The organism is Mucilaginibacter celer, from assembly GCF_003576455.2.
GTDB lineage: Bacteria > Bacteroidota > Bacteroidia > Sphingobacteriales > Sphingobacteriaceae > Mucilaginibacter > Mucilaginibacter celer.
Genome location: NZ_CP032869.1, coordinates 324126 through 343273 on the forward strand (window position 1 = coordinate 324126; position 19148 = coordinate 343273).

Sequence of the window (19148 nt, forward strand, 5' to 3'; positions counted from 1 at the left end):
AATTTCTCACTACCTTAGCACTTGTGGATAATTTCATTGTTTCGGCCCGTAAGTATCGCCCGGCTACTTTTGAAACCGTTGTTGGTCAGCAACATATAACCAATACGCTCAAAAACGCCATTAAAAATAACCAGCTGGCGCAGGCATTTTTGTTCTGTGGTCCGCGTGGTGTGGGCAAAACTACCTGCGCCCGAATTCTGGCCAAAACCATTAATTGTACCGATTTGCAGCCTAATGGCGAAGCCTGCGGTCGATGCGCATCGTGCAAGGCTTTTGAAAATGGTAACTCATTTAACGTTCACGAACTGGATGCTGCATCAAACAACTCGGTTGATGATATCCGCAGCCTCATTGAGCAGGTGCGCATCCCGCCACAGGCCGCCCGTTACAAAGTTTATATTATTGATGAGGTGCACATGCTATCGCAGGCAGCCTTTAACGCTTTCCTGAAAACGCTGGAAGAACCGCCTCATTATGCCATATTTATTTTAGCTACCACCGAGAAGCATAAGATATTACCAACCATTCTTTCCCGCTGCCAGATCTTTGATTTTAACCGTATCAGGGTAGAGGACATGGCTAATCATCTGGCCTCGATTGCGGGTAAAGAAAATATCAGCTACGAGCCCGATGGCCTGCACATTATTGCCCAAAAGGCAGATGGTGGTTTGCGTGATGCCCTATCGATGTTTGATCAGATTGTTAGTTTTTCGGGCGGAAAGGTTACTTACCGTTCGGTTATTGATAACCTGAACATTCTTGATTACGATTATTACTTTAATATAACCGGCAGTTTACTGGCCGAGGATACCGCTAAAGCACTGTTGTTTTTTGATGAGATCCTTTCGCGAGGCTTCGATGGTGCTCACTTTATAGCAGGCTTGTCCGAGCACTTTCGTAACCTGTTGGTGGGTAAGGATCAATCAACCTTAAAACTGCTCGAAGTTAGTGAAGGCATTAAAGCCAAATACCTGCAGCAATCGCAGCAGGCCTCGGTATCGTTTTTACTCTCGGCCATGAATATTGCTAATCAGTGCGATATCAGCTATAAACTCAGTAAAAACCAGCGATTGCAGGTGGAGCTTGCGCTGCTTAAAATGTGCCATCTGCCTTCGGTTTTTAACCTGGCAACCACGCCACTCACTGTAACTTCCGCTGATGACGGGGGACTAAAAAAAAAACCTGATACCTCAGCAACCATAGCCATAAACGGAACGCCTGCTACTACGCCACAACCCGTAGTTAACGTAGCGCCGCCAGCCAACCGTACATCTGATAAAGCACCTGCCGAGTCCGTTTCATCGCCTGCAAAAGTAACGCCCGTTGCTGAAAAGCCGAAAGTAGTAATGCCTACGCGAAGCACGCTTACACCATCGTTAACAGGTGAAATCAGAACAGCAGACGGTAGTGTAGTTGAAGAGGAGGAAGATCCTTACATAAAAGGCGACAGCAGGGAGGATTTTACGATGGATGCCTTTTTAAAATGTTGGGATGAGTTTGCCCTCAAGGCAAAAAACGAAGGAAAAAAAAATCTCGCCACCATTTTTGCAGCTAACAAGCCAAAAATGCTCAGGCCCTACGTGTTCGAAATTATAGTGGGCACTATGGTGCAGGAAACCAGCTTCAGGGATGAGCGCCCGGCAATGTTAAACTACCTGCGATCGGAACTTAAAAACTTTAGCATTGAGGTAAATGCCCGTGTTGACGAGCAGCAGGTGGTACGTAAACCCTATACCACACCCGAGAAGTTTCAGCACATGGCGGCACGCAATCCACAGTTAATGGAGTTAAAAACACGCTTTAACCTCGATTTTGATTAGCAGCAAATGCGTGAAATGTTTTGGCATGATGAATCTGCTAAGAAGCATCATGCCAAAATATTAGCCTATTTCTTAAATTTATGATCGTTTTTCGGGTATCCCTCCTCGTCAAGGTCATCGCGGTCATCTTCCGGAGTATGGGCTAAAAAGGCATCGGCCGGGTCTAATCGTACGCTTTGGCCATGGTCGATATGCATCCCTAATTCGTCTACGTCAGTTTCCAGCGAGCGGTCTTCGTCAAATTCGCCTTCAACATCGTAAGGGTTGGCCTCATCATAAGTCGAGTTAAAATCTTCGCCGTTTTTGGCTGTGGTATTGTAGGGGTCGGGATGGTCATAATCCGGGTCGTCGCTCGCTACATCATATTCGTAGCTGTTGGTGTCCGGGTTATAGTTCAGATCATCTTTATCGATGGTTTCGCCCAGTTCGTCTTTCAGGGTTTCGTCGCGATCAGGCAGATCGTCATTGAAACCCGCTTCGTCAATTTCATCGTTGTTCATAGGGTTTTGATTTTATAGTATAAATATACACAGTAAAAATCCTGCCAAAAACAAATAAACCCTCAAAAAAATGATTTTACCTTAAGCTTAATAATGGATCTGTTTTCTGTACGAAGTTACGCCGCCTATGGCAAATTTAAAGCCAACGGTAAACATGGAGTAGGCATCATTGTGGGTGCCTGCAATGTATGCATCCAACTGATCGCCCATAATAAAGTTATACTGATAGCCAATGTCGATTTTTACGCCCGGTTGGCTGTAGCTGTTAAAAAGCTTAAATTCATACCCAATACGCAGGGGAATAAAAATCTCTTCATTCTTTTTTTCGCCCGGCAAATAAAGGCCTACGTCGCTCATAGGCTTATCGTCAGTACGTACCACAACGTTATTATTAATGTAGCCTAAGCCCGACGATACATAGAAGTTTTTTAACCCGTTGGCGAAAGCGCTTTGCGAGTAATCAATTATTTCGCCGGCCTGCAATTGAATCCTGAACGAATAGGCGCTGAAATGGTTTTCAAACTGCCTTTCTGTGCTTGTATTTGGGCCGCCACCTTTTAAACGGCCAATCTGAGCTTCAAAAATGTAGTTTACAAATGGGGTTTGGTTATAGTTAAAGTTAAGACTGATAGATGGTGTAGATTTTATCGTCTGCACATCTGTTGAACTGCCCTGGTTAATACCGGCAGCAAAACCCACATCATATTGTGCATAATCAAAACCTACCTGTGCTTTGGCAAAAAATGATACAGAACAAAACAGGATTATGATGGAGGTTTTTAGTATATATTTTATCATAAATAAACTGCGGTGCCTGCCTTAGGAAGGCACCTGTTTTTTGTGAACGATTTAATTTTATAAAAATAGCACCAAACTTTATAAAAACAACTATACCCTACTATATAATTGTCATTATAACGAAATCAATTATTTTTCATTGTGTTATTTGTTAAATTGATAAAGTCAATTTATATATTTGGGGCCATTTGTTAACTAAATAAACTACATCAGGCATGTCAAAAATAAAAGTAGAAAATCCGGTAGTTGAGCTGGATGGCGACGAAATGACCCGGATAATCTGGAAATTCATTAAAGATAAATTGATCACCCCTTACCTTGATCTGGATATTAAATACTATGATCTGGGTATTGAGTACCGCGACCAAACCGACGACCAGGTAACCATTGATGCAGCCAACGCTATTAAAGAATACGGCGTGGGTATAAAATGTGCCACCATTACACCTGATGAGGCCCGCGTTAAAGAATTTGGCCTGAAACAAATGTGGAAATCACCAAACGGAACAATCCGTAATATTTTGGATGGTACCGTATTCCGCGAACCTATCGTAATGTCAAACGTGCCACGTTTGGTACCTAACTGGACAGCCCCTATCTGCATCGGTCGTCATGCTTTTGGCGATCAGTACCGCGCTACCGATTTTGTTACCAAAGGTAAAGGTAAACTTACCGTTAAATTTACACCCGAAGATGGCAGCCCTGAACAATCGTTCGAGGTATTTAACTTTAAAGGTGACGGTGTTGCTTTAACCATGTACAACACCGACGAATCTATCAAAGGTTTTGCGCATGCTTGTTTTAACCAGGCGTTGGCTAAAGGCTGGCCTTTATACTTATCAACCAAAAACACCATCCTTAAAAAATATGATGGTCGTTTTAAAGATATTTTTGAAGAGATTTACCAAAACGATTACAAGCAGAAATTTGACGAAGCCGGTATTGTTTACGAACACCGCCTGATTGACGACATGGTTGCATCGGCCCTTAAATGGAACGGTAACTTTGTTTGGGCTTGTAAAAACTACGATGGCGACGTACAATCAGACACCGTTGCGCAAGGTTTTGGTTCATTAGGTTTAATGACCTCTACGCTGGTTACTCCTGATGGTACTGTAATGGAAGCTGAAGCTGCTCACGGCACAGTAACCCGCCACTATCGTGATCACCAGGCCGGTAAACCAACTTCAACCAACCCAATCGCTTCTATCTTTGCATGGACCCGTGGTTTGGAATTCCGTGGTAAACTGGATGGCAACCAGGAATTGATTGATTTTTGCCAGGCTTTAGAACAGGTTTGTATCGAAACTGTTGAAAGCGGCAAAATGACCAAAGATTTGGCTATCGCCATTAAACCAAAAGTTGAGCACGGTACCGATTACCTGTACACCGAAGAATTTTTGGCTGCGATTGACGAGAATTTGAAAGCAAAATTGGGTTTATAATAAAACCGTAACCTATACAAGAGGCCTGCGTTTAGCGGGCCTTTTTTGTATGGATAGATTTTTAAGTAAATCAATTTAGCGTTTCCAATTATCCATTTAACTCCTAACTTAGCGGGCAAATACATAACACTATGTCGGCATTATATCCATTAAAATTTAAAACCATATACAAAGACAAAATATGGGGCGGCCAGAAAATAAAAACCTATTTACATAAAGATTTTGGCGATCTGCCCAACTGCGGCGAGACCTGGGAAATATCAGGTGTAAAATCGGATGTTTCGGTGGTAGCTTCGGGCCCGCTCGAGGGCGAATCATTAGCCGATTTGCTGGAGCAATATAAAGACGAACTGGTTGGTAAAAAGGTATATGATCATTTTGGCAACATCTTCCCGTTACTGGTGAAATTTATTGATGCCAATGATGATCTTTCGGTACAGGTACACCCTGATGATAAACTGAGTATGGCGCGTCATAACTCATTTGGTAAAACCGAAATGTGGTATATTATTGAGGCCGACAAAGGTTCGACGCTGATTACCGGTTTTAACAAGGAAATGACCGAAGAAAAATATGTAGACGCTTTAAACAGCGGCCACATTATGGATATCCTGAACAGGGAAGAGGCTGCCGCAGGCGACGTATTCTTTTTACCAGCCGGTAGGGTGCACACCATTGGCAAAGGATTGCTAATAGCCGAAATTCAGCAAACATCAGATATCACTTATCGCATTTATGATTTTGACCGCGTAGACGATAAAGGCAACAAACGCGAACTGCATACCGAAGAGGCTTTGGCTGCAATTGATTATAAGCTTTATCCTGAATACAAAACCAAATACGAGCCTAAAGAAAACGAAACGGTAAAACTGGTTACCTGCCCATATTTTACCACCAACGTGCTTGATTTTGACGAAAGCACAGCTAAAGATTACTCAGCTTTAGATTCGTTTGTAATACACGTTTGTGTTGATGGCGGCTATACCCTTAAATACAACGATCAGGCTTATGCCGTTAAAATGGGCGAATGTATCCTGTTGCCTAAAAGCATCGATAAAGTTGAACTGGAAACCACCGGAGGCTTTAAAATATTAGAAAGCTATATTGAATAGTGGCACTTGATATTACTGCCTTCATAAAAAAATACGGAACCTGTTCAGGTTCCGTATTTTTTTATCCTTTCGTTAACCTTTTGCTGGGCGCTCGCAAAAATCTCGGTAAGATGCGTGCCCTTTACCGGTTTAAATATATAATCAGTTATTCCGGGAATACTTTTAGCCCGGTTAATATCATTCAAATCAACTGATGAACTAACAAGATATATGGTAATTTCTTTCCCTAACCGGGGTTTTATTTCCGCAAATTCGTTCATAAATTCCCAGCCATCCATGGTTGGCATATTGATGTCCAACAAAATCATGTCTGGTGTTTGGTGTGATTCTGATAAATTTTTAAGTTGATTTATGGCTTCCAGGCCGTTGGGAAAATGGCTCACCTGTGCATTTGCGCCCCTGATACTCATTAATTTCCTGATTCCATAAACGTAAATCGGGTCGTCATCAACAATCCAGGTACTCACCGGATTTTCTTCTTCAATCATCTCTCTCAAATTTTTACTACACCAGTTTGATAGTAAATTTTGTGCCAACATTTACGGTGCTTTCTACGCTGATGGTTCCGCCTAAGGCCTCAACCTGGTTGCGGGTAATAAACAAACCTATCCCGCGGGCATCGGCATGCCGGTGAAAGGTACGGTACATGCCAAAAATTTTATCGCCATGCCTGGCCAGATCTATCCCCAATCCGTTATCTTCAAAAATAAGGTAGATATGATTGTTTTCTTTCAGCGTATAACATTGTATAACCGGTTGCCTGCCAGGATGGTAGTATTTTAGCGAGTTGGTGAGCAAATTTTGCAAAATACTTTCCATATAAGCCGGTATATAGCTTATTTCGGTGCATTGGCTAAAATCGTACTCAACAATGGCGTTTATAGATTCGATATTGTTTTTTAAAGCCGAACGGATGTTTTTAAACAGCGGTTCAAGCTCAACCAACTTGCGCTCGTTTGTAATTTCGGTTTGAATTTTAACTATCTCGTTAAGATGCTCAATAGTAAGGTTAAGGCTATCGCTGATGGTTTTGAGGTGCGAAAATATTTCGTTCCTTTCTTCCTCTTCCTCTGTTTGCTCAAACAGGTTAACCATAAACTGCAGGTTGCCGGTATGCGATCTGAGGTTATGCGAAACGATGTAGGCAAAGTTCTGCAAGCGCCGGTTTTGGTCGGTAAGTAAATTTACCGATTGTTCCAGCTTAAGCAATTTGCGCTTTTCGCTGTCAATATCCTGTACAATACCCTTTACGGCTATGCAGCGGCCATAATCGTCAATAACAGGCACGCCCTTTACTTTTAGCCACAACAGGTTGTTTTTTGCCGAACGTAACAGTAAGTCAGCATCAAATGGGTGGCAAAACTGAATGGCGCTATCAATAGCCTGCTGCAATAAAGGCCGGTAAGGAGGTTCAAAAAAACTGATAAACTCCTCTACATTAAGTTGCAGGTGGTTCTGAATATCATAAATATCATAAACCTGTGCCGATAGCGTGATGGCCGTAGGGGTAAGCGTATTTATTTCCCAATTACCGAGGCGTGCAATTTTAAAGGCTTCGTGTTGGGTAAATTGGCTGCCTGCTGATGCTATGCTTTGCTGTTTGTAGGTGTTTACATTAATCAGTAACCCATATACGGTATCTGTATAGCCGTCATCCTGTTTTTTTACTGTGCTTTCAAACCACTGATAGCCATCTTTTTTAGTTAACAGCCTTATGGATATAGGAGGAGGGTTCTGATTTAACCGGCTTTGATGCAATGCGTTAAAAAAAACAGGTTTATCCTGGTAATACAATAGGTGTTCAAAAAAAACCTGGGCCGAACTGTCAATTTCATTAGGCTGATAACCTAATATACTGTAAAACCCGGCCGACCATTTTACCTCTTTTGAAACTGAATTATATTCCCAGAAACCCACATTCAGATCGTCAATCAATCGGGTTAAATGTGCATCATTACCAAAGGGGGGGCCCTTTTCAAAAAAACTCATATCAACTTTAAGTTCACTAATTCAATTTATTTTGCCATGTGTTACATGTAAAATATGTGCCATGATTTTAAATGATAAAAATTACAACCCTTAGGTGTGAACTTGTTGAATTTTTTATCAGTCATAAATAAAAATCTACGCCAGTTCAAATGTAATATTTTTTGATATTGTATAACGTATTCTTTTACTGTTGTTTGTATTTTTTAATCGTTGTAGTTGTAGGTATTCTTATTTGAAGTGTAATAATAAAAATATATACGTAATATTATATAAATAAAGTGCAGGATGCCGGTTGTGAAAGTATTTGCAATAAAATACTTATCGGTAATGGGAATGTAAAAAGGTTTGCCGGTTTAAGATAAATAATAAAAACAATGGCTGGGCAGCTAAAGTTTAATGTCCTATTTTACAGGCGCTTTGACTTGTTTTAACTGATTAGAAAACGAAGGTTGTTTTATTTGCTTAATAGTTCACGAAGCGCATCGTTAGCTACCCATTTTGCCGCACGTGTATGCTGGTGGGATATGTTATGTGCTGTATCAATAGCTCGGGCCTTTAATATATTATTCCGTTTACCAATTTGCCTTAGCGCCCAGTTTATGGCTTTTTTTACAAAATTTCGGCTATCACCGGCCTCGCGTTCAATAATAGGGAGCATATTGATAAATATTTCGTCGGGGGCTTTTTTATGATGTACAGCGTATTCGGCCATTAAAACAAAGGCCGTGCGTTTTACAAACTCGCCGGTGTGGTTACTGTACTCTGCAGCCTTGTCAAGCGCAAAGGGGGTATAAATAAAGAGATTACCGCAGGCCTGGTCGCATATATCCCACGAGTAAAAATCGTTGGTCCAGGCATCCATCACTTCGAGAGTAAGCAGTTTGGGCTCGGCTATCATAGTGGCCAGTAGCCAGGCTTCGTGAATCGCGGTATCCCATAAGGCCAGCGCTAATGCATGGTCCTTTTTAATTAACCGGGCCAGTTTACGGATATGAGGTACCCGTACGCCCAACGCCGTGGCGTTGTCAATGCCAAAACGTTGCATACCTTTAAGATAGGAGGCATCGGCCTGCTCTTTAAGCAGGTCGATGATGATCTGCACATCCATTTAATCGGTAATGCTTTGTTTTTGGATGGTATTGTGAATCGGTACAACCTGCATCAGCGCTGCACTGCAGTAAAACGGGTGTAATTCCATCACTAAAGTGCCTGCTTTTATGGCCGGATCAGTTTCGGTTAGTTTTTTGGCCTCTTCAACAGATTCGACATTAAAAATAAAGATGCCTCTTACAGGCTGATCGTCCATAAACGGACCGGCAACAACCAGTTTACCCTCAGCAGCAAGGCGACCGATATTTTTAAGATGTGCCATTTGCAGCTGCATCCTCGCGGTGGAGTCTTTAAGTTGAGTTGGCCCGTCTTTTAAAAAGGCCATAACGTATTTTTTCATGCCGTAATCATCAGCGCCAAGTTTTTTGGCAAGGGCGGCGTCGTATTTGGGCTTTGTTGCGGGCGTTGTTTGGGCAAGACAGTTAACGGCAAAAGCCAATAGTGTAATAAGAAGTAGCGGTTTTTTCATGACTGAAAATTAATTATAAACTGGTTATAGTAGCCATTTTTGATGCGTGGATTTTACGAAAGTATGGGGAATGAGATTTTCATCAAGAAAACTTTCATCAAAGGCAATTAATAGTTCCTGTTTTTCAGCCTCGTTTAAGCTGTCCCAGAGTTTCCCGGTTTCGGTGTCGATGTGTCGCGGTTTATAACTTTAAATTACCGGATTTTTTTGACAATAGCAAAGCCGGATAATTTACATAGGGTTGTCATGCGTTCAAGGCAACCTGCCATACTTACTATATTGGTGGTTGGCGTGGAGACACGCCAACACGGGTAGAATAGCATTAATAATAAAACATGAAAAAGCCGGGCTTTTGCCCGGCTCCAAATCAAAAATTAAATATCCCTAAATCCGAAATCGAAATTCCCAAATCCGAAATCAAATCAAAGGTTTCCCCTTGCTTCCTGTTCGCGCTCAATCGCCTCAAACAAAGCCTTGAAATTGCCGGCACCGAATGATTTTGCTCCCTTGCGCTGTATGATTTCGAAGAAAAGGGTAGGCCTGTCTTCAACAGGTTTGGTGAAAATCTGTAACAGGTAGCCTTCGTCATCACGGTCAACAAGGATGCCGAGTTTTTTTAAAGGTTCAAGATCCTCATCAATATGGCCTACCCTGTCGGTTAGATCATCATAATAGGTTGTGGGCACCGTTAAAAATTCAACACCGCGGTTTTGCAGTTCGGTTACGGTAGCTACAATATCATGCGTGGCCAGGGCCAGGTGCTGTACGCCCTCATCTTCATAAAACTCCAGGTACTCTTCAATCTGCGATTTCTTTTTGCCTTCGGCCGGCTCGTTAATCGGGAATTTAACGTAGCCGTTTCCGTTGCTCATCACCTTGCTCATCAGGGCCGAATATTCGGTCGAGATCATTTTATCATCAAAGGTAAGGATGTTGCGGAAGCCTAAAACCTCTTCATAAAAATTAACCCAATCGTTCATTTTATGCCAGCCTACGTTGCCCACACAGTGGTCAACATATAACAAGCCGGCATCGGTTGGATTGTAGCGGCTTTCCCATTTTTCGTATCCGGGTAAAAACAAGCCTTTATAGTTTTTGCGCTCAATAAACATATGTACCGTTTCGCCGTATAGCTTAATGCCGCTGGTGCGTACTTCGCCGTGTTCGTCGGTTAGGGTTTGCGGTTGCTGATAGGGTTCGGCACCGCGTTTGGTAGTTTGCTCAAAGGCATCGTACGCATCATCAACCCAAAGGGCCAGCACTTTTACGCCGTCGCCATGCTTTTTAATATGATCGGCAATGGGATGATCGGAGTGCAGGGGAGTGGTAAGCACTATCCTGATTTTACCTTGCTGTAAAACGTACGATGCCCTGTCGCGCACGCCGGTTTCGGGGCCCGAATATGCAAGGTTTTGAAAGCCAAAGGCTGTTTTATAATAATGAGCTGCCTGCTTGGCATTGCCTACATAAAATTCAACATAATCGGTACCGTTAAGGGGCAGAAAATCGGTAGCGGTTGTTGGCTTATCTAAAGTTTGTGTTGTCATTTTTTTAATTAGTGATTTAGTGGATTATTGAATTAGTGATTTAAGCCCGGGCTCTGAAAACCTTTTAGCTTTTACCTTTCAGCTTTCGCCTTTCACCTTATTCCTGCCAGCTTTTATAATAATTTTCATCCTCAATGCCGATGGCTTCTTCGGTAAGCATCAGCGGGCGGAAGGGATCGATCATCACAGCCAGTTCGTCTGTTGATTCTTTTCCTATCGATTTTTCGACCGAGCCGGGATGCGGGCCATGCGGGATACCGCCGGGATGCAGGGTGATCTGTCCTTTTACCACGCTTTTTCGGCTCATAAAATCGCCATCTACATAATATAAAACCTCGTCGCTATCTACATTGCTGTGATTGTACGGGGCAGGGATAGAGAGGGGGTGATAATCAAACTTACGGGGCACAAATGAGCAGATCACAAAGTTATTTCCCTCAAAGGTTTGATGTACAGGCGGCGGTTGGTGCAGCCGGCCGGTTATCGGTTCAAAATCATGAATGGATAATTCCCATGGATAATGAAAGCCGTCCCAGCCTATAAAATCAAAAGGGTGGGTGCCATAGATGTAGGGGTAAATCAGCCCTTGTTTTTTAATAAGCACTTTAAAATCGCCATGTTCATCAAAGGTTTGTAAATCGGCCGGGCGTTTAATATCCCGTTCGCAATAGGGTGAGTGTTCCATCAGTTGGCCATACTGGTTGCGGTAACGTTTTGGCGGTCGGATGGGGCTGAAGCTTTCTACAATAAAAAGCCGGTTGGCCTCGCTGTCAAACTCCATTTGGTAAATGGTGCCCCGCGGTATCACCAGGTAATCGCCGTACTGAAATTTGATATTGCCGAAGCCGGTTTTCAGCGTCCCTATACCTTCGTGGATAAATACCACTTCATCGGCCTGGCTGTTTTTGTAAAAATAATCAACCATACTTTTGCGTGGGGCGGCCAGCGAGATATGCAGATCGCTGTTTACCAGTACCGGTTTGCGGCTTTGCAGGTAATCATCCTGCGGCTGGATATTAAAGCCGATGAGGCTGGTATGCTTCAGGTGTTTTTCGCGCGCTATTTTAGGTTCTACACTGTAAGGCTCGCCTAATGATTTTACAATGGTGGGCGGATGGGCATGGTATACCAGCGAATAAAGGCTCGAAAAACCCTCGGTTGATACAAGCTCTTCGGCATATAAACTGCCATCGGGCTTACGGAATTGCGTGTGCCGCTTAGGCGGAATTGATCCTAAACTATGATAAACGGGCATGGCTTATAATTGTTAATTGGTTAACAATAAAACGTATAAAATGCTGATTTGTGTTTAGGCCGGAAAAAAGCCCAAAACGCATAGCTTTAACCATTAAAAAATGGCTAAGTGAAATAAAGGAAAGGAAGTTAATTGGTAATTAGTACTGCGCCAGCACAATTTTGGCAAGCACAGCATCCCTGAAAGATGATGCATCGCTCATGGACGTAAGGCCCAGCGAAAACAGGAAATGCATTTGGATGCGTAGCATGATATAAAGGTAGGGCGTATTTATTTAAGAAGCAAATAGCAGGTGTCTGAATCAGAATTTTCAGAATGTAAGAATTTTCAGAATTTTAGAATGAAGATAAGTTGATGAAAGTATTGTGTAATTAGTAATTATATTAAAAATCACTGTTATTCTGTATTCTTCTAAATTTAGTTTAGATATTTCATTCTGTTAATTCTCAAATTCTGAAAATTATGATTCAGACAACTCAATCAACCATTCACCCAAAAATCATTAGCTTTGACCTATACCAATAAGCCATCCTTATGAAATTAGTATCCTATAAAACTGAAGACCGCGAACACCTCGGCGTTTTTGTTAATGGCCATATTTATAATCTTAACTCATGCGATAAGCTGATTCCTGATAACATGAACGAGTTTTTATGGGGAGGCCCCGAACTGATGGAGCGTGCCATGCGCGTTAACAACGACATAAGAAAAGGGAAAACAGAGGCTAAAGAGGAGTTGTTTTTTGAATTGATGGCACCTGTTCCGCACCCGGCATCCTGCAGGGATGGTTACGCTTTCAGGCAGCACGTAGCTGCTGCAAGACGAAACCGCAGGTTAGATATGATACCCGAGTTTGATCAGTACCCTATATTTTATTTCACCAACCATAACGCCATACAGGGCCCCGGCGAAATTGAATGCATGCCCGATCATTTTCAAAAGCTTGATTTTGAATTAGAGGTGGCTGTTGTGCTGAACAAAAAAGGCCGCAATATTACTGCTGCCGAAGCCGACAGCTTTATTGCCGGGTATATGATTATGAATGATATGAGTGCCCGTACCCTGCAAATGGAAGAAATGCTGCTGAACCTTGGCCCGGCTAAGGGCAAGGATTTTTCGACGGTTATCGGACCCTGGCTGGTAACACCTGATGAACTTGAGCAGTACAAAGTACCTGCAAAGCCCGGACATACCGGCAATAATTATAACCTTGAAATGAAGTGCGTAGTGAACGGCAAACAGGTATCGGCCGGAAACATGGCCGATATGGACTGGACCTTTGCCGAAATTATTGAGCGTGCCGCCTACGGCTGCGATGTGCTACCCGGTGATGTGATTGGTTCGGGCACAGTTGGCACCGGTTGTTTTTTAGAGTTGAACGGTACTGGCTTACTCAACAATGCCGACTGCGAACCCCAATGGCTGCAACCCAATGATTTGGTTGAAATGGAGATAACCGGCCTTGGTATGCTGGGCAATATCATTAAAAAGGCGAATAGTGATTTTTCGATATTGAAGTTAAAAAAATAATCTCCACAGCATATAACCCATCGTCATTGCGAGGCACGAAGCAATCCCCGGGTAACAAAGCGGTCATGCAAGTCCGCCCTGTAAAGTTTGGGATTGCTTCGTGCCTCGCAATGACGTCTTTAAGAGCGCGCTCATGCCCACCATCAACCCAACCGATCTTTCAGCAATGCAGCTTCAAAGCTATCTGAACGCTGTAATTGCTCCACGGCCCATTTGCCTTGCCTCAACCATTGATAAGGCTGGGAATATAAACCTAAGCCCGTTTAGTTATTTCAATATCTTCAGCATAAATCCAGCTATGTGCGTATTTTCACCATCGCGCAGGGTACGGGATAACACTACTAAACATACGCTCGAAAATATACATGAGGTACCCGAATGCGTTATTAATATTGTTAATTATGATATGGTACAGCAAACTTCGCTCTCGAGTGTGGAGTATTCACAAGGAGTGAATGAGTTTGTAAAATCGGGGTTAACACCCCTGGCATCAGAACTTGTTAAACCTCCGCGCGTGGCCGAATCATACGTTCAACTGGAGTGTGAGGTGAAAAATGTGATTGCATTAGGAGAGGGGGCAGGAGCCGGAAACCTTGTGCTGGCCGAAATAAAACTTATGCACATAAATGATGCTGTTTTAGCTGAGAACGGAGGGATAGATCAAACCAAAATGGATTTGGTTGCCCGCCTCGGTGGCGATTGGTATTGCCGCGTTACGGCAGATAATTTATTTAGAGTAGCCAAGCCAAACGTTAAAATAGGCATCGGCGTGGATGCATTGCCCTTTGCCATCCGCAATTCGAGGGTGCTTACAGGCAACAATCTTGGACAATTAGGTAATCTTGAAACTATTCCGGGCGATGAAGCGATAGAGGCTTTTGCGCTTACATCCGAAATAAAGGAGGTACTTGATGCTACCATCGGCGATAATCAAACGCGCGAATTGCAGTTACATTTAAAGGCTAAACAACTACTTGACGAAGGTAGGGTGGAAGATGCATTGATGGTATTGCTGATTGAATAATTTTTAATGTGCGGATCTGTAGATTTAAGATGTGCAAATTAAACAACATCATATCATGATCATCCAATAATCAAGTAAATCATGGTTCAAAAGGCATAGTCTTTCCCTTTAACGTGATATTCTGCCGGTATGCGGTTTTTTTCAAATAAATCATACCCAGGTTTTAAAGTTCGCCAAAAAGGAGTCTGGTTTGGGTAGTATGCGGCATAGGTTTTGAGTCGTGCCTCTTCCATCCTGAAAGGGAAGATATCAACCCTTATTTGCTGCTGTCCGCCTGCAAAGGCCTGGTAAACCATGGTATAAATTTCTTCAATCCGGGCATCGGTCATGGCGTAACAGCCGATAGATTCGCAATGGCCGTGTACCATAATGGCGCTGCCGGTATAGCCTTTCAGTTGTTCCACCTTATTGGGATAGCCCACATTAATGGCCAGGTAATAATTACTTACCGGGTTAAGTTGTTTTGGCTGGATGGTATAGAATCCTTCCGGACTTTTACCATCGCCGTCGCGGGTTTTGGTGCCCAAACCGCCCGAGTAGCTGCATACTTCGTAATTTTTAAATAGCTGGTATTTGTTGCCTTGTTTTGCCCAAAGCTCCAATGCGCTTAAATCTTTAATGATGCGGATGTAAATCTGTAGACCATTGCTGGCGAATCCTTTACTTTTAAGTTCCTGTTGTAATTTGGGCCACACCTTTTCGCGTACATCACTGGCACGTTTGCTATCTGGAATACCGGTTTTAGGTGGTGCTATTAAGAGTAGTGATAGCAGCAGGGCTATGAGCTTAGGCATTTATTGTGATTGGTTTTTATTGGATAACGAAAAACAGGAGGATTGATTATGAAGGTGAGGAAAAATAAAAATTGTCATTTCGACTGAGCAGCTGAGACATAAGTGTTGGGGCGAGGGAGAAATCGTCTACGCATTGCAAAGCGGATTTTTATTCTCGAAAACATGGTGTAGAAGATTTCTCTTCTCTCTATCCTACAATCTCCCCGCTTGCTCGTCGAAATGACATCGTGGTAAGTACGCGGTATCAAATAGTCACCACCAACCGCTTACCACCCGGTACATCCAGCTCCCACAAATCGGCTATATTTTCCAATTTAACAGCTATCGTTTCAATTTTAAGTTTCCCATCTGCAGCTAAATGAAACATTTCAGGAAGAATAACCCGGAAAAGTTCGGCCACTTGTTGTTTTGACCAGGCCCCGAGCCCCGAGCCGCTCAATTGTAAATCAACACTTCGCATATTAGCTGCCGATAATTGGATAAGATCGCCACCCATGCTGCCAACTGATACATACCTGATACGATTAGTGAAGGAGCCTCCTCCTTTCAGGCAGGTCAAAATCATTTCGGCGGTATGTCCCCATAAGTAATCAATAACCACGTCAATGGGCGTCTGTTCATGAATCGTTTTTATCTGTTTGGTAAATTGTTCATCATCCTGCAAAACGGAGATCACTTCATCTGCACCAAGCGCAAGTAAATCGTTCAATGATTGCTGGTTTCTGCCCGTAGCTATTACCCTCCCGGCACCATAATGCTTCGCTATCTGTACGGCTACCCGTCCGGTAAACCCGGTAGCTCCGTTTATCAGCACCACATCGCCAGGCTGGATTCCGGCTTTAAACTTTAAGCCCATCGCCGCGCCAATAACAGCGTTGGGGAGTGCGGCGGCCGTGGCGTCATCCAGTTCGGCGGGCAGTTTCACTATCCTGCTTTTATTAATAACAGCTTTTTCGGCAAGCATACCACTTTCGCCAATGGCGTAAACCCGGGTACCATCGGGCAGCAGGCAAACGCCGTCGCCGCCCGGCACTTTTCCGCCCGTTTGAGGTGCATCGCTTGAATAGTGTGTACCTGCTGCCCGGCCCTTATCAAAGTGTTTTATAGCTACTGCTTTAACGCTTACCAATAGTTCATCATCGTTGTAAACTGCCGGCTCTGCAAAATCAACATATTGAGGCATGTTGCCTTTTTGATATATAACTGCTGCTTTCATAATTTATCTCTTTTTGTGTGATGAGACAAAATTATGAGCATGCCCACGCGGCAGCGATAACATATGTTATCAAGTTAAAAATGAGGCTTGCCTTTGGCCAGTTTATTTTTAATGCGACTTAAGTGTACCGTACTCACCCCAAGATACGAGGCAATGTAGTGTTGAGGGATGCGCTGTACAATATGAGGGCGGTTGTTTAAAAGATTTTGGTAACGTTGCTCTGGTGTATCGCGGATAAATGAGATCAACTCATTATTATAATGCATCTGTCTTCGGGCGAAGATCCGGAGCATCATTTTTAAAAAGCCTGGCTCGTGGCTTATCTCGTCCATTAACCGGTTAACGTGTTTTTTATGGAGCAGGTAAACTATTGAAGGTTCAAGCGTTTCGACGGTGAAAGCACCGGGAGTGCCGTTTACAAAACTCTCGAGCGAAGTTAGTCCTTCGTTTTCGAAAAAGAACTGGACGGTTTTTTCATCGCCATTGCTGTTAAAAAACATCCTCACGCAGCCTTTTTCAATAAAAATATATTGTTGGGATATTTTTCCTTCTTCAAGCAACACGGTTTTGGCCGGCATTTCAAGCCGTTTTTGATGGGGGAGGTATTTGTCCCAATACAAATTTAAATGCGGGAATTGGTCTTTGAAGTGAAAAAACATTTAGCCCCCTCTAAATCTCTCCCGGAAGGGGAGACTTTTTAATTAAAATATTCTAAAGCCCTTCCTTCCGGGGAGGGTTTGGGTGGGGCTGATCATATCCCCAACACCTGTTTCAATTTCACATACCCGGTTTTGCTAACCGGAATCTTGGCGCCCGATTTCAGGATAGCTAAATGTGCATCCTTCTCATACGGGTCAATACGGGTAATTTGCTGGATAGCTACAATGTATGAACGGTGAACGCGCACAAAATAATTAGGATCGAGCGTTTGTTCAAAAAAGCTCATGGTTTTGTTTTTGAGATACGAACCTTCTTTGGTTATCACGCTTACATAATCATCATCGGCCTGCAGGTATTCTACATCGGCTACAGGGATGATTTTTACCTTGGTGCCGGTTTTTACCACAATCCGTTCGTGCTGTGCCGGCGATTGTGTGGCAGCAGTTTCCAGCAGTTCTTCGGTTTGTTTAACGGCAGGTTTGGGTGCAGCTGTCGACAGATACTTTTCAACCGCCTTATTAAAACGTTCCTTGCTGAAGGGTTTCAACAGGTAATCAACCGCATGGGCTTCAAAAGCTTTTATGGCATACTCATCAAAGGCGGTGGCAAAAATTACAGCAGGGGGCTGCTCAACCAATTCAAGCATTTCAAAGCCGGTTATTTTAGGCATCTGGATATCCAGGAAAACCAAATCGGGCTGGTGTTGCTGAATGGCCTTGAGGCCTTCAAAGCCGTCGTTGCATTCCTGTATCAGTTCTATTTCTTTAAAATCAAGCAGGTATTCCCTTACTACCATGCGGGCCAAAGGTTCGTCGTCAATAATTAAAGCTCGCTTCATAGCTGCGGTATTTTTATAATGGTTGTGTACAGATCATCGCTCGCGTGGGTTTCCATCAAATCGTTGCGGGCGTAAAGCAAATATAATCTACGTTGTACACCCCGCAAACCAAAACCGGTACCTTTTTTAGGTTTTGATGTTTGAGGATCGTACGGGTTTTGAACCATTAAAGTTAAATAACCATCTTCAATTTCGCCGCGGATGCTTACGGTTACTTCGCCAATGGTATCGTACAAACCAAATTTTATGGCGTTTTCAACCAGTGGCTGCAGCAGCATGGAGGGTAAGGTAGCGGTGCCGCATAAAGCATCGCAGCTAATCTCTGTTTGTAAACGGTGACCAAAACGTACTTTTTCAATATCCAGGTAAAGGTTAAGATGAGCAAGTTCCTCATTTAAGGAAACCTGTAACTGATCGTCTTTTTTCAGGGTGCCCCGCAAAAAGTCGGATAGCTGGTGAATCATCCTGCGCGCTTCATCGGGTTTAAAGCCGATAAGCGCATTGATGGAATTAAGGCTGTTGAACAAAAAGTGAGGCTGCAGTTGTTGCCTCAGGTTGTATAATTCTGCCTCGCGGGCCAGTTGTTCAGCTTCGGTTTTGCGTTTAAGGGTTTCCTTCTGGTCAAGCTGCGAATACCATAGCAAGCTGATCATGGCCATCCAGCCGATAGCCAAAAAATCGGTAAAAAAGCGAATAATGAGCGATTGCGACAGGAAATTATTATAAATCTGGTCGGTATTGATCAGCGGCAGCAAATAACGGCAGCCTGCGGTGCAAATCCCCGCCAGGGCAACACACCATATAAACAGGTTGATATAACTACCCCTGCCCGGCTGATAATAGCGCAGGTTATTGTTGATAAGCCAGCAGGCGCAGGATAGCAGCACGGCGCTAAGTAAACCATCGGTTATGGTAATAAACCAAACAAAACCAAAACTATGGATAATATAAGTTTGCAGCGCAGCCCATGCCAGGCCGCACACAACAAATGCTGCGTATAGTTTTGAGGTTTGTATGTTTGGTATTTCCAAAACTGATAAT

At 43.2% G+C, this 19148-nt stretch carries 18 protein-coding genes; 5 read left to right on the forward strand and 13 right to left on the reverse strand.

Features of this window, described 5'->3' with window-relative positions:
* Positions 1 to 23 precede the first annotated feature (23 nt).
* Complete coding sequence (locus HYN43_RS01275) at positions 24 to 1820, forward strand: DNA polymerase III subunit gamma/tau (protein ID WP_119407725.1); 1797 nt, start codon at positions 24 to 26, stop codon at positions 1818 to 1820.
* Positions 1821 to 1885: 65 nt separating this feature from the next.
* On the opposite strand, the gene HYN43_RS01280 is transcribed toward HYN43_RS01275, so the two are convergent.
* Both HYN43_RS01280 and HYN43_RS01285 read right to left on the reverse strand, forming a co-directional pair.
* Complete coding sequence (locus HYN43_RS01280; RefSeq protein WP_119407726.1) at positions 1886 to 2320, reverse strand: hypothetical protein; 435 nt, start codon at positions 2318 to 2320, stop codon at positions 1886 to 1888.
* Positions 2321 to 2407: 87 nt separating this feature from the next.
* Entirely contained in the window at positions 2408 to 3118 is a 711-nt protein-coding gene (locus tag HYN43_RS01285; RefSeq protein ID WP_119407727.1) for a hypothetical protein, read from the reverse strand.
* A gap of 215 nt (positions 3119 to 3333) precedes the next feature.
* Between HYN43_RS01285 and HYN43_RS01290 the strand changes: the two genes are divergently transcribed.
* Positions 3334 to 4563, forward strand: a complete 1230-nt coding sequence (locus HYN43_RS01290; RefSeq protein WP_119407728.1) for an NADP-dependent isocitrate dehydrogenase — start codon at positions 3334 to 3336, stop codon at positions 4561 to 4563.
* Positions 4564 to 4694: 131 nt separating this feature from the next.
* Positions 4695 to 5675: a type I phosphomannose isomerase catalytic subunit gene (locus tag HYN43_RS01295; RefSeq protein WP_119407729.1), complete on the forward strand. Its 981-nt coding sequence runs from the start codon at positions 4695 to 4697 to the stop codon at positions 5673 to 5675.
* Between the two features lie 44 nt (positions 5676 to 5719).
* On the opposite strand, the gene HYN43_RS01300 is transcribed toward HYN43_RS01295, so the two are convergent.
* From HYN43_RS01300 to HYN43_RS01325, 6 genes are all read right to left on the reverse strand, one after another.
* Positions 5720 to 6163 carry a response regulator gene (locus tag HYN43_RS01300; RefSeq protein ID WP_119407730.1) on the reverse strand — a complete coding sequence of 148 codons (444 nt, stop codon included), beginning with the start codon at positions 6161 to 6163 and terminating at the stop codon, positions 5720 to 5722.
* A 16-nt stretch (positions 6164 to 6179) separates the two neighbouring features.
* A complete protein-coding gene (locus HYN43_RS01305) occupies positions 6180 to 7664 on the reverse strand; it encodes a PAS domain-containing sensor histidine kinase (RefSeq protein WP_119407731.1) in 1485 nt (494 codons plus the stop codon).
* 454 nt (positions 7665 to 8118) lie between these two features.
* Positions 8119 to 8772: a DNA alkylation repair protein gene (locus HYN43_RS01310; RefSeq protein WP_119407732.1), complete on the reverse strand. Its 654-nt coding sequence runs from the start codon at positions 8770 to 8772 to the stop codon at positions 8119 to 8121.
* The gene (locus HYN43_RS01315; protein ID WP_119407733.1) at positions 8773 to 9243 is read right to left on the reverse strand and encodes a YciI family protein; all 471 of its coding nucleotides are present in this window, start codon (positions 9241 to 9243) and stop codon (positions 8773 to 8775) included.
* A gap of 422 nt (positions 9244 to 9665) precedes the next feature.
* Positions 9666 to 10790, reverse strand: coding sequence for a 4-hydroxyphenylpyruvate dioxygenase (hppD, locus tag HYN43_RS01320; RefSeq protein WP_119407734.1), 1125 nt, complete (start codon positions 10788 to 10790; stop codon positions 9666 to 9668).
* 97 nt (positions 10791 to 10887) lie between these two features.
* Positions 10888 to 12045, reverse strand: coding sequence for a homogentisate 1,2-dioxygenase (locus tag HYN43_RS01325; protein ID WP_119407735.1), 1158 nt, complete (start codon positions 12043 to 12045; stop codon positions 10888 to 10890).
* A 534-nt stretch (positions 12046 to 12579) separates the two neighbouring features.
* On the opposite strand from HYN43_RS01325, the gene HYN43_RS01330 reads away from it, so the two are divergent.
* Together HYN43_RS01330 and HYN43_RS01335 are read left to right on the forward strand one after the other, a co-directional pair.
* Positions 12580 to 13575: a fumarylacetoacetate hydrolase family protein gene (locus tag HYN43_RS01330; RefSeq protein WP_119407736.1), complete on the forward strand. Its 996-nt coding sequence runs from the start codon at positions 12580 to 12582 to the stop codon at positions 13573 to 13575.
* 133 nt (positions 13576 to 13708) lie between these two features.
* Positions 13709 to 14599: a flavin reductase family protein gene (locus HYN43_RS01335; RefSeq protein WP_119407737.1), complete on the forward strand. Its 891-nt coding sequence runs from the start codon at positions 13709 to 13711 to the stop codon at positions 14597 to 14599.
* 86 nt (positions 14600 to 14685) lie between these two features.
* Here the strand turns inward: HYN43_RS01335 and HYN43_RS01340 are convergent, their stop codons facing one another.
* The 5 genes from HYN43_RS01340 to HYN43_RS01360 form a co-directional block, all read right to left on the reverse strand.
* A complete protein-coding gene (locus HYN43_RS01340; protein WP_119407738.1) occupies positions 14686 to 15393 on the reverse strand; it encodes a L,D-transpeptidase family protein in 708 nt (235 codons plus the stop codon).
* A gap of 244 nt (positions 15394 to 15637) precedes the next feature.
* On the reverse strand, positions 15638 to 16609 hold the full coding sequence (locus HYN43_RS01345; protein WP_119407739.1) for a quinone oxidoreductase family protein: 972 nt from the start codon (positions 16607 to 16609) through the stop codon (positions 15638 to 15640).
* 74 nt (positions 16610 to 16683) lie between these two features.
* Positions 16684 to 17187, reverse strand: coding sequence for a Crp/Fnr family transcriptional regulator (locus HYN43_RS01350; protein ID WP_245447113.1), 504 nt, complete (start codon positions 17185 to 17187; stop codon positions 16684 to 16686).
* A 173-nt stretch (positions 17188 to 17360) separates the two neighbouring features.
* Complete coding sequence (locus HYN43_RS01355) at positions 17361 to 18107, reverse strand: LytR/AlgR family response regulator transcription factor (protein WP_119407741.1); 747 nt, start codon at positions 18105 to 18107, stop codon at positions 17361 to 17363.
* Positions 18104 to 19138: a sensor histidine kinase gene (locus HYN43_RS01360; protein WP_245447115.1), complete on the reverse strand. Its 1035-nt coding sequence runs from the start codon at positions 19136 to 19138 to the stop codon at positions 18104 to 18106. Before HYN43_RS01360 ends, HYN43_RS01355 begins: the two co-directional genes overlap by 4 nt.
* Between the last annotated feature and the right edge of the window lie 10 nt (positions 19139 to 19148).

Coding starts and splice junctions, on each gene's coding strand:
- HYN43_RS01335 (WP_119407737.1), top strand. CDS start 13,709: ATGCCCACCATCAACCCAACCGATCTTTCAGCAATGCAGCTTCAAAGC.
- HYN43_RS01300 (WP_119407730.1), bottom strand. CDS start 6,163: ATGATTGAAGAAGAAAATCCGGTGAGTACCTGGATTGTTGATGACGAC.
- HYN43_RS01305 (WP_119407731.1), bottom strand. CDS start 7,664: ATGAGTTTTTTTGAAAAGGGCCCCCCCTTTGGTAATGATGCACATTTA.
- HYN43_RS01325 (WP_119407735.1), bottom strand. CDS start 12,045: ATGCCCGTTTATCATAGTTTAGGATCAATTCCGCCTAAGCGGCACACG.
- HYN43_RS01330 (WP_119407736.1), top strand. CDS start 12,580: ATGAAATTAGTATCCTATAAAACTGAAGACCGCGAACACCTCGGCGTT.
- HYN43_RS01285 (WP_119407727.1), bottom strand. CDS start 3,118: ATGATAAAATATATACTAAAAACCTCCATCATAATCCTGTTTTGTTCT.
- HYN43_RS01315 (WP_119407733.1), bottom strand. CDS start 9,243: ATGAAAAAACCGCTACTTCTTATTACACTATTGGCTTTTGCCGTTAAC.
- HYN43_RS01295 (WP_119407729.1), top strand. CDS start 4,695: ATGTCGGCATTATATCCATTAAAATTTAAAACCATATACAAAGACAAA.
- hppD (WP_119407734.1), bottom strand. CDS start 10,790: ATGACAACACAAACTTTAGATAAGCCAACAACCGCTACCGATTTTCTG.
- HYN43_RS01310 (WP_119407732.1), bottom strand. CDS start 8,772: ATGGATGTGCAGATCATCATCGACCTGCTTAAAGAGCAGGCCGATGCC.
- HYN43_RS01280 (WP_119407726.1), bottom strand. CDS start 2,320: ATGAACAACGATGAAATTGACGAAGCGGGTTTCAATGACGATCTGCCT.
- HYN43_RS01345 (WP_119407739.1), bottom strand. CDS start 16,609: ATGAAAGCAGCAGTTATATATCAAAAAGGCAACATGCCTCAATATGTT.
- HYN43_RS01350 (WP_245447113.1), bottom strand. CDS start 17,187: ATGCCGGCCAAAACCGTGTTGCTTGAAGAAGGAAAAATATCCCAACAA.
- HYN43_RS01340 (WP_119407738.1), bottom strand. CDS start 15,393: ATGCCTAAGCTCATAGCCCTGCTGCTATCACTACTCTTAATAGCACCA.
- HYN43_RS01355 (WP_119407741.1), bottom strand. CDS start 18,107: ATGAAGCGAGCTTTAATTATTGACGACGAACCTTTGGCCCGCATGGTA.
- HYN43_RS01290 (WP_119407728.1), top strand. CDS start 3,334: ATGTCAAAAATAAAAGTAGAAAATCCGGTAGTTGAGCTGGATGGCGAC.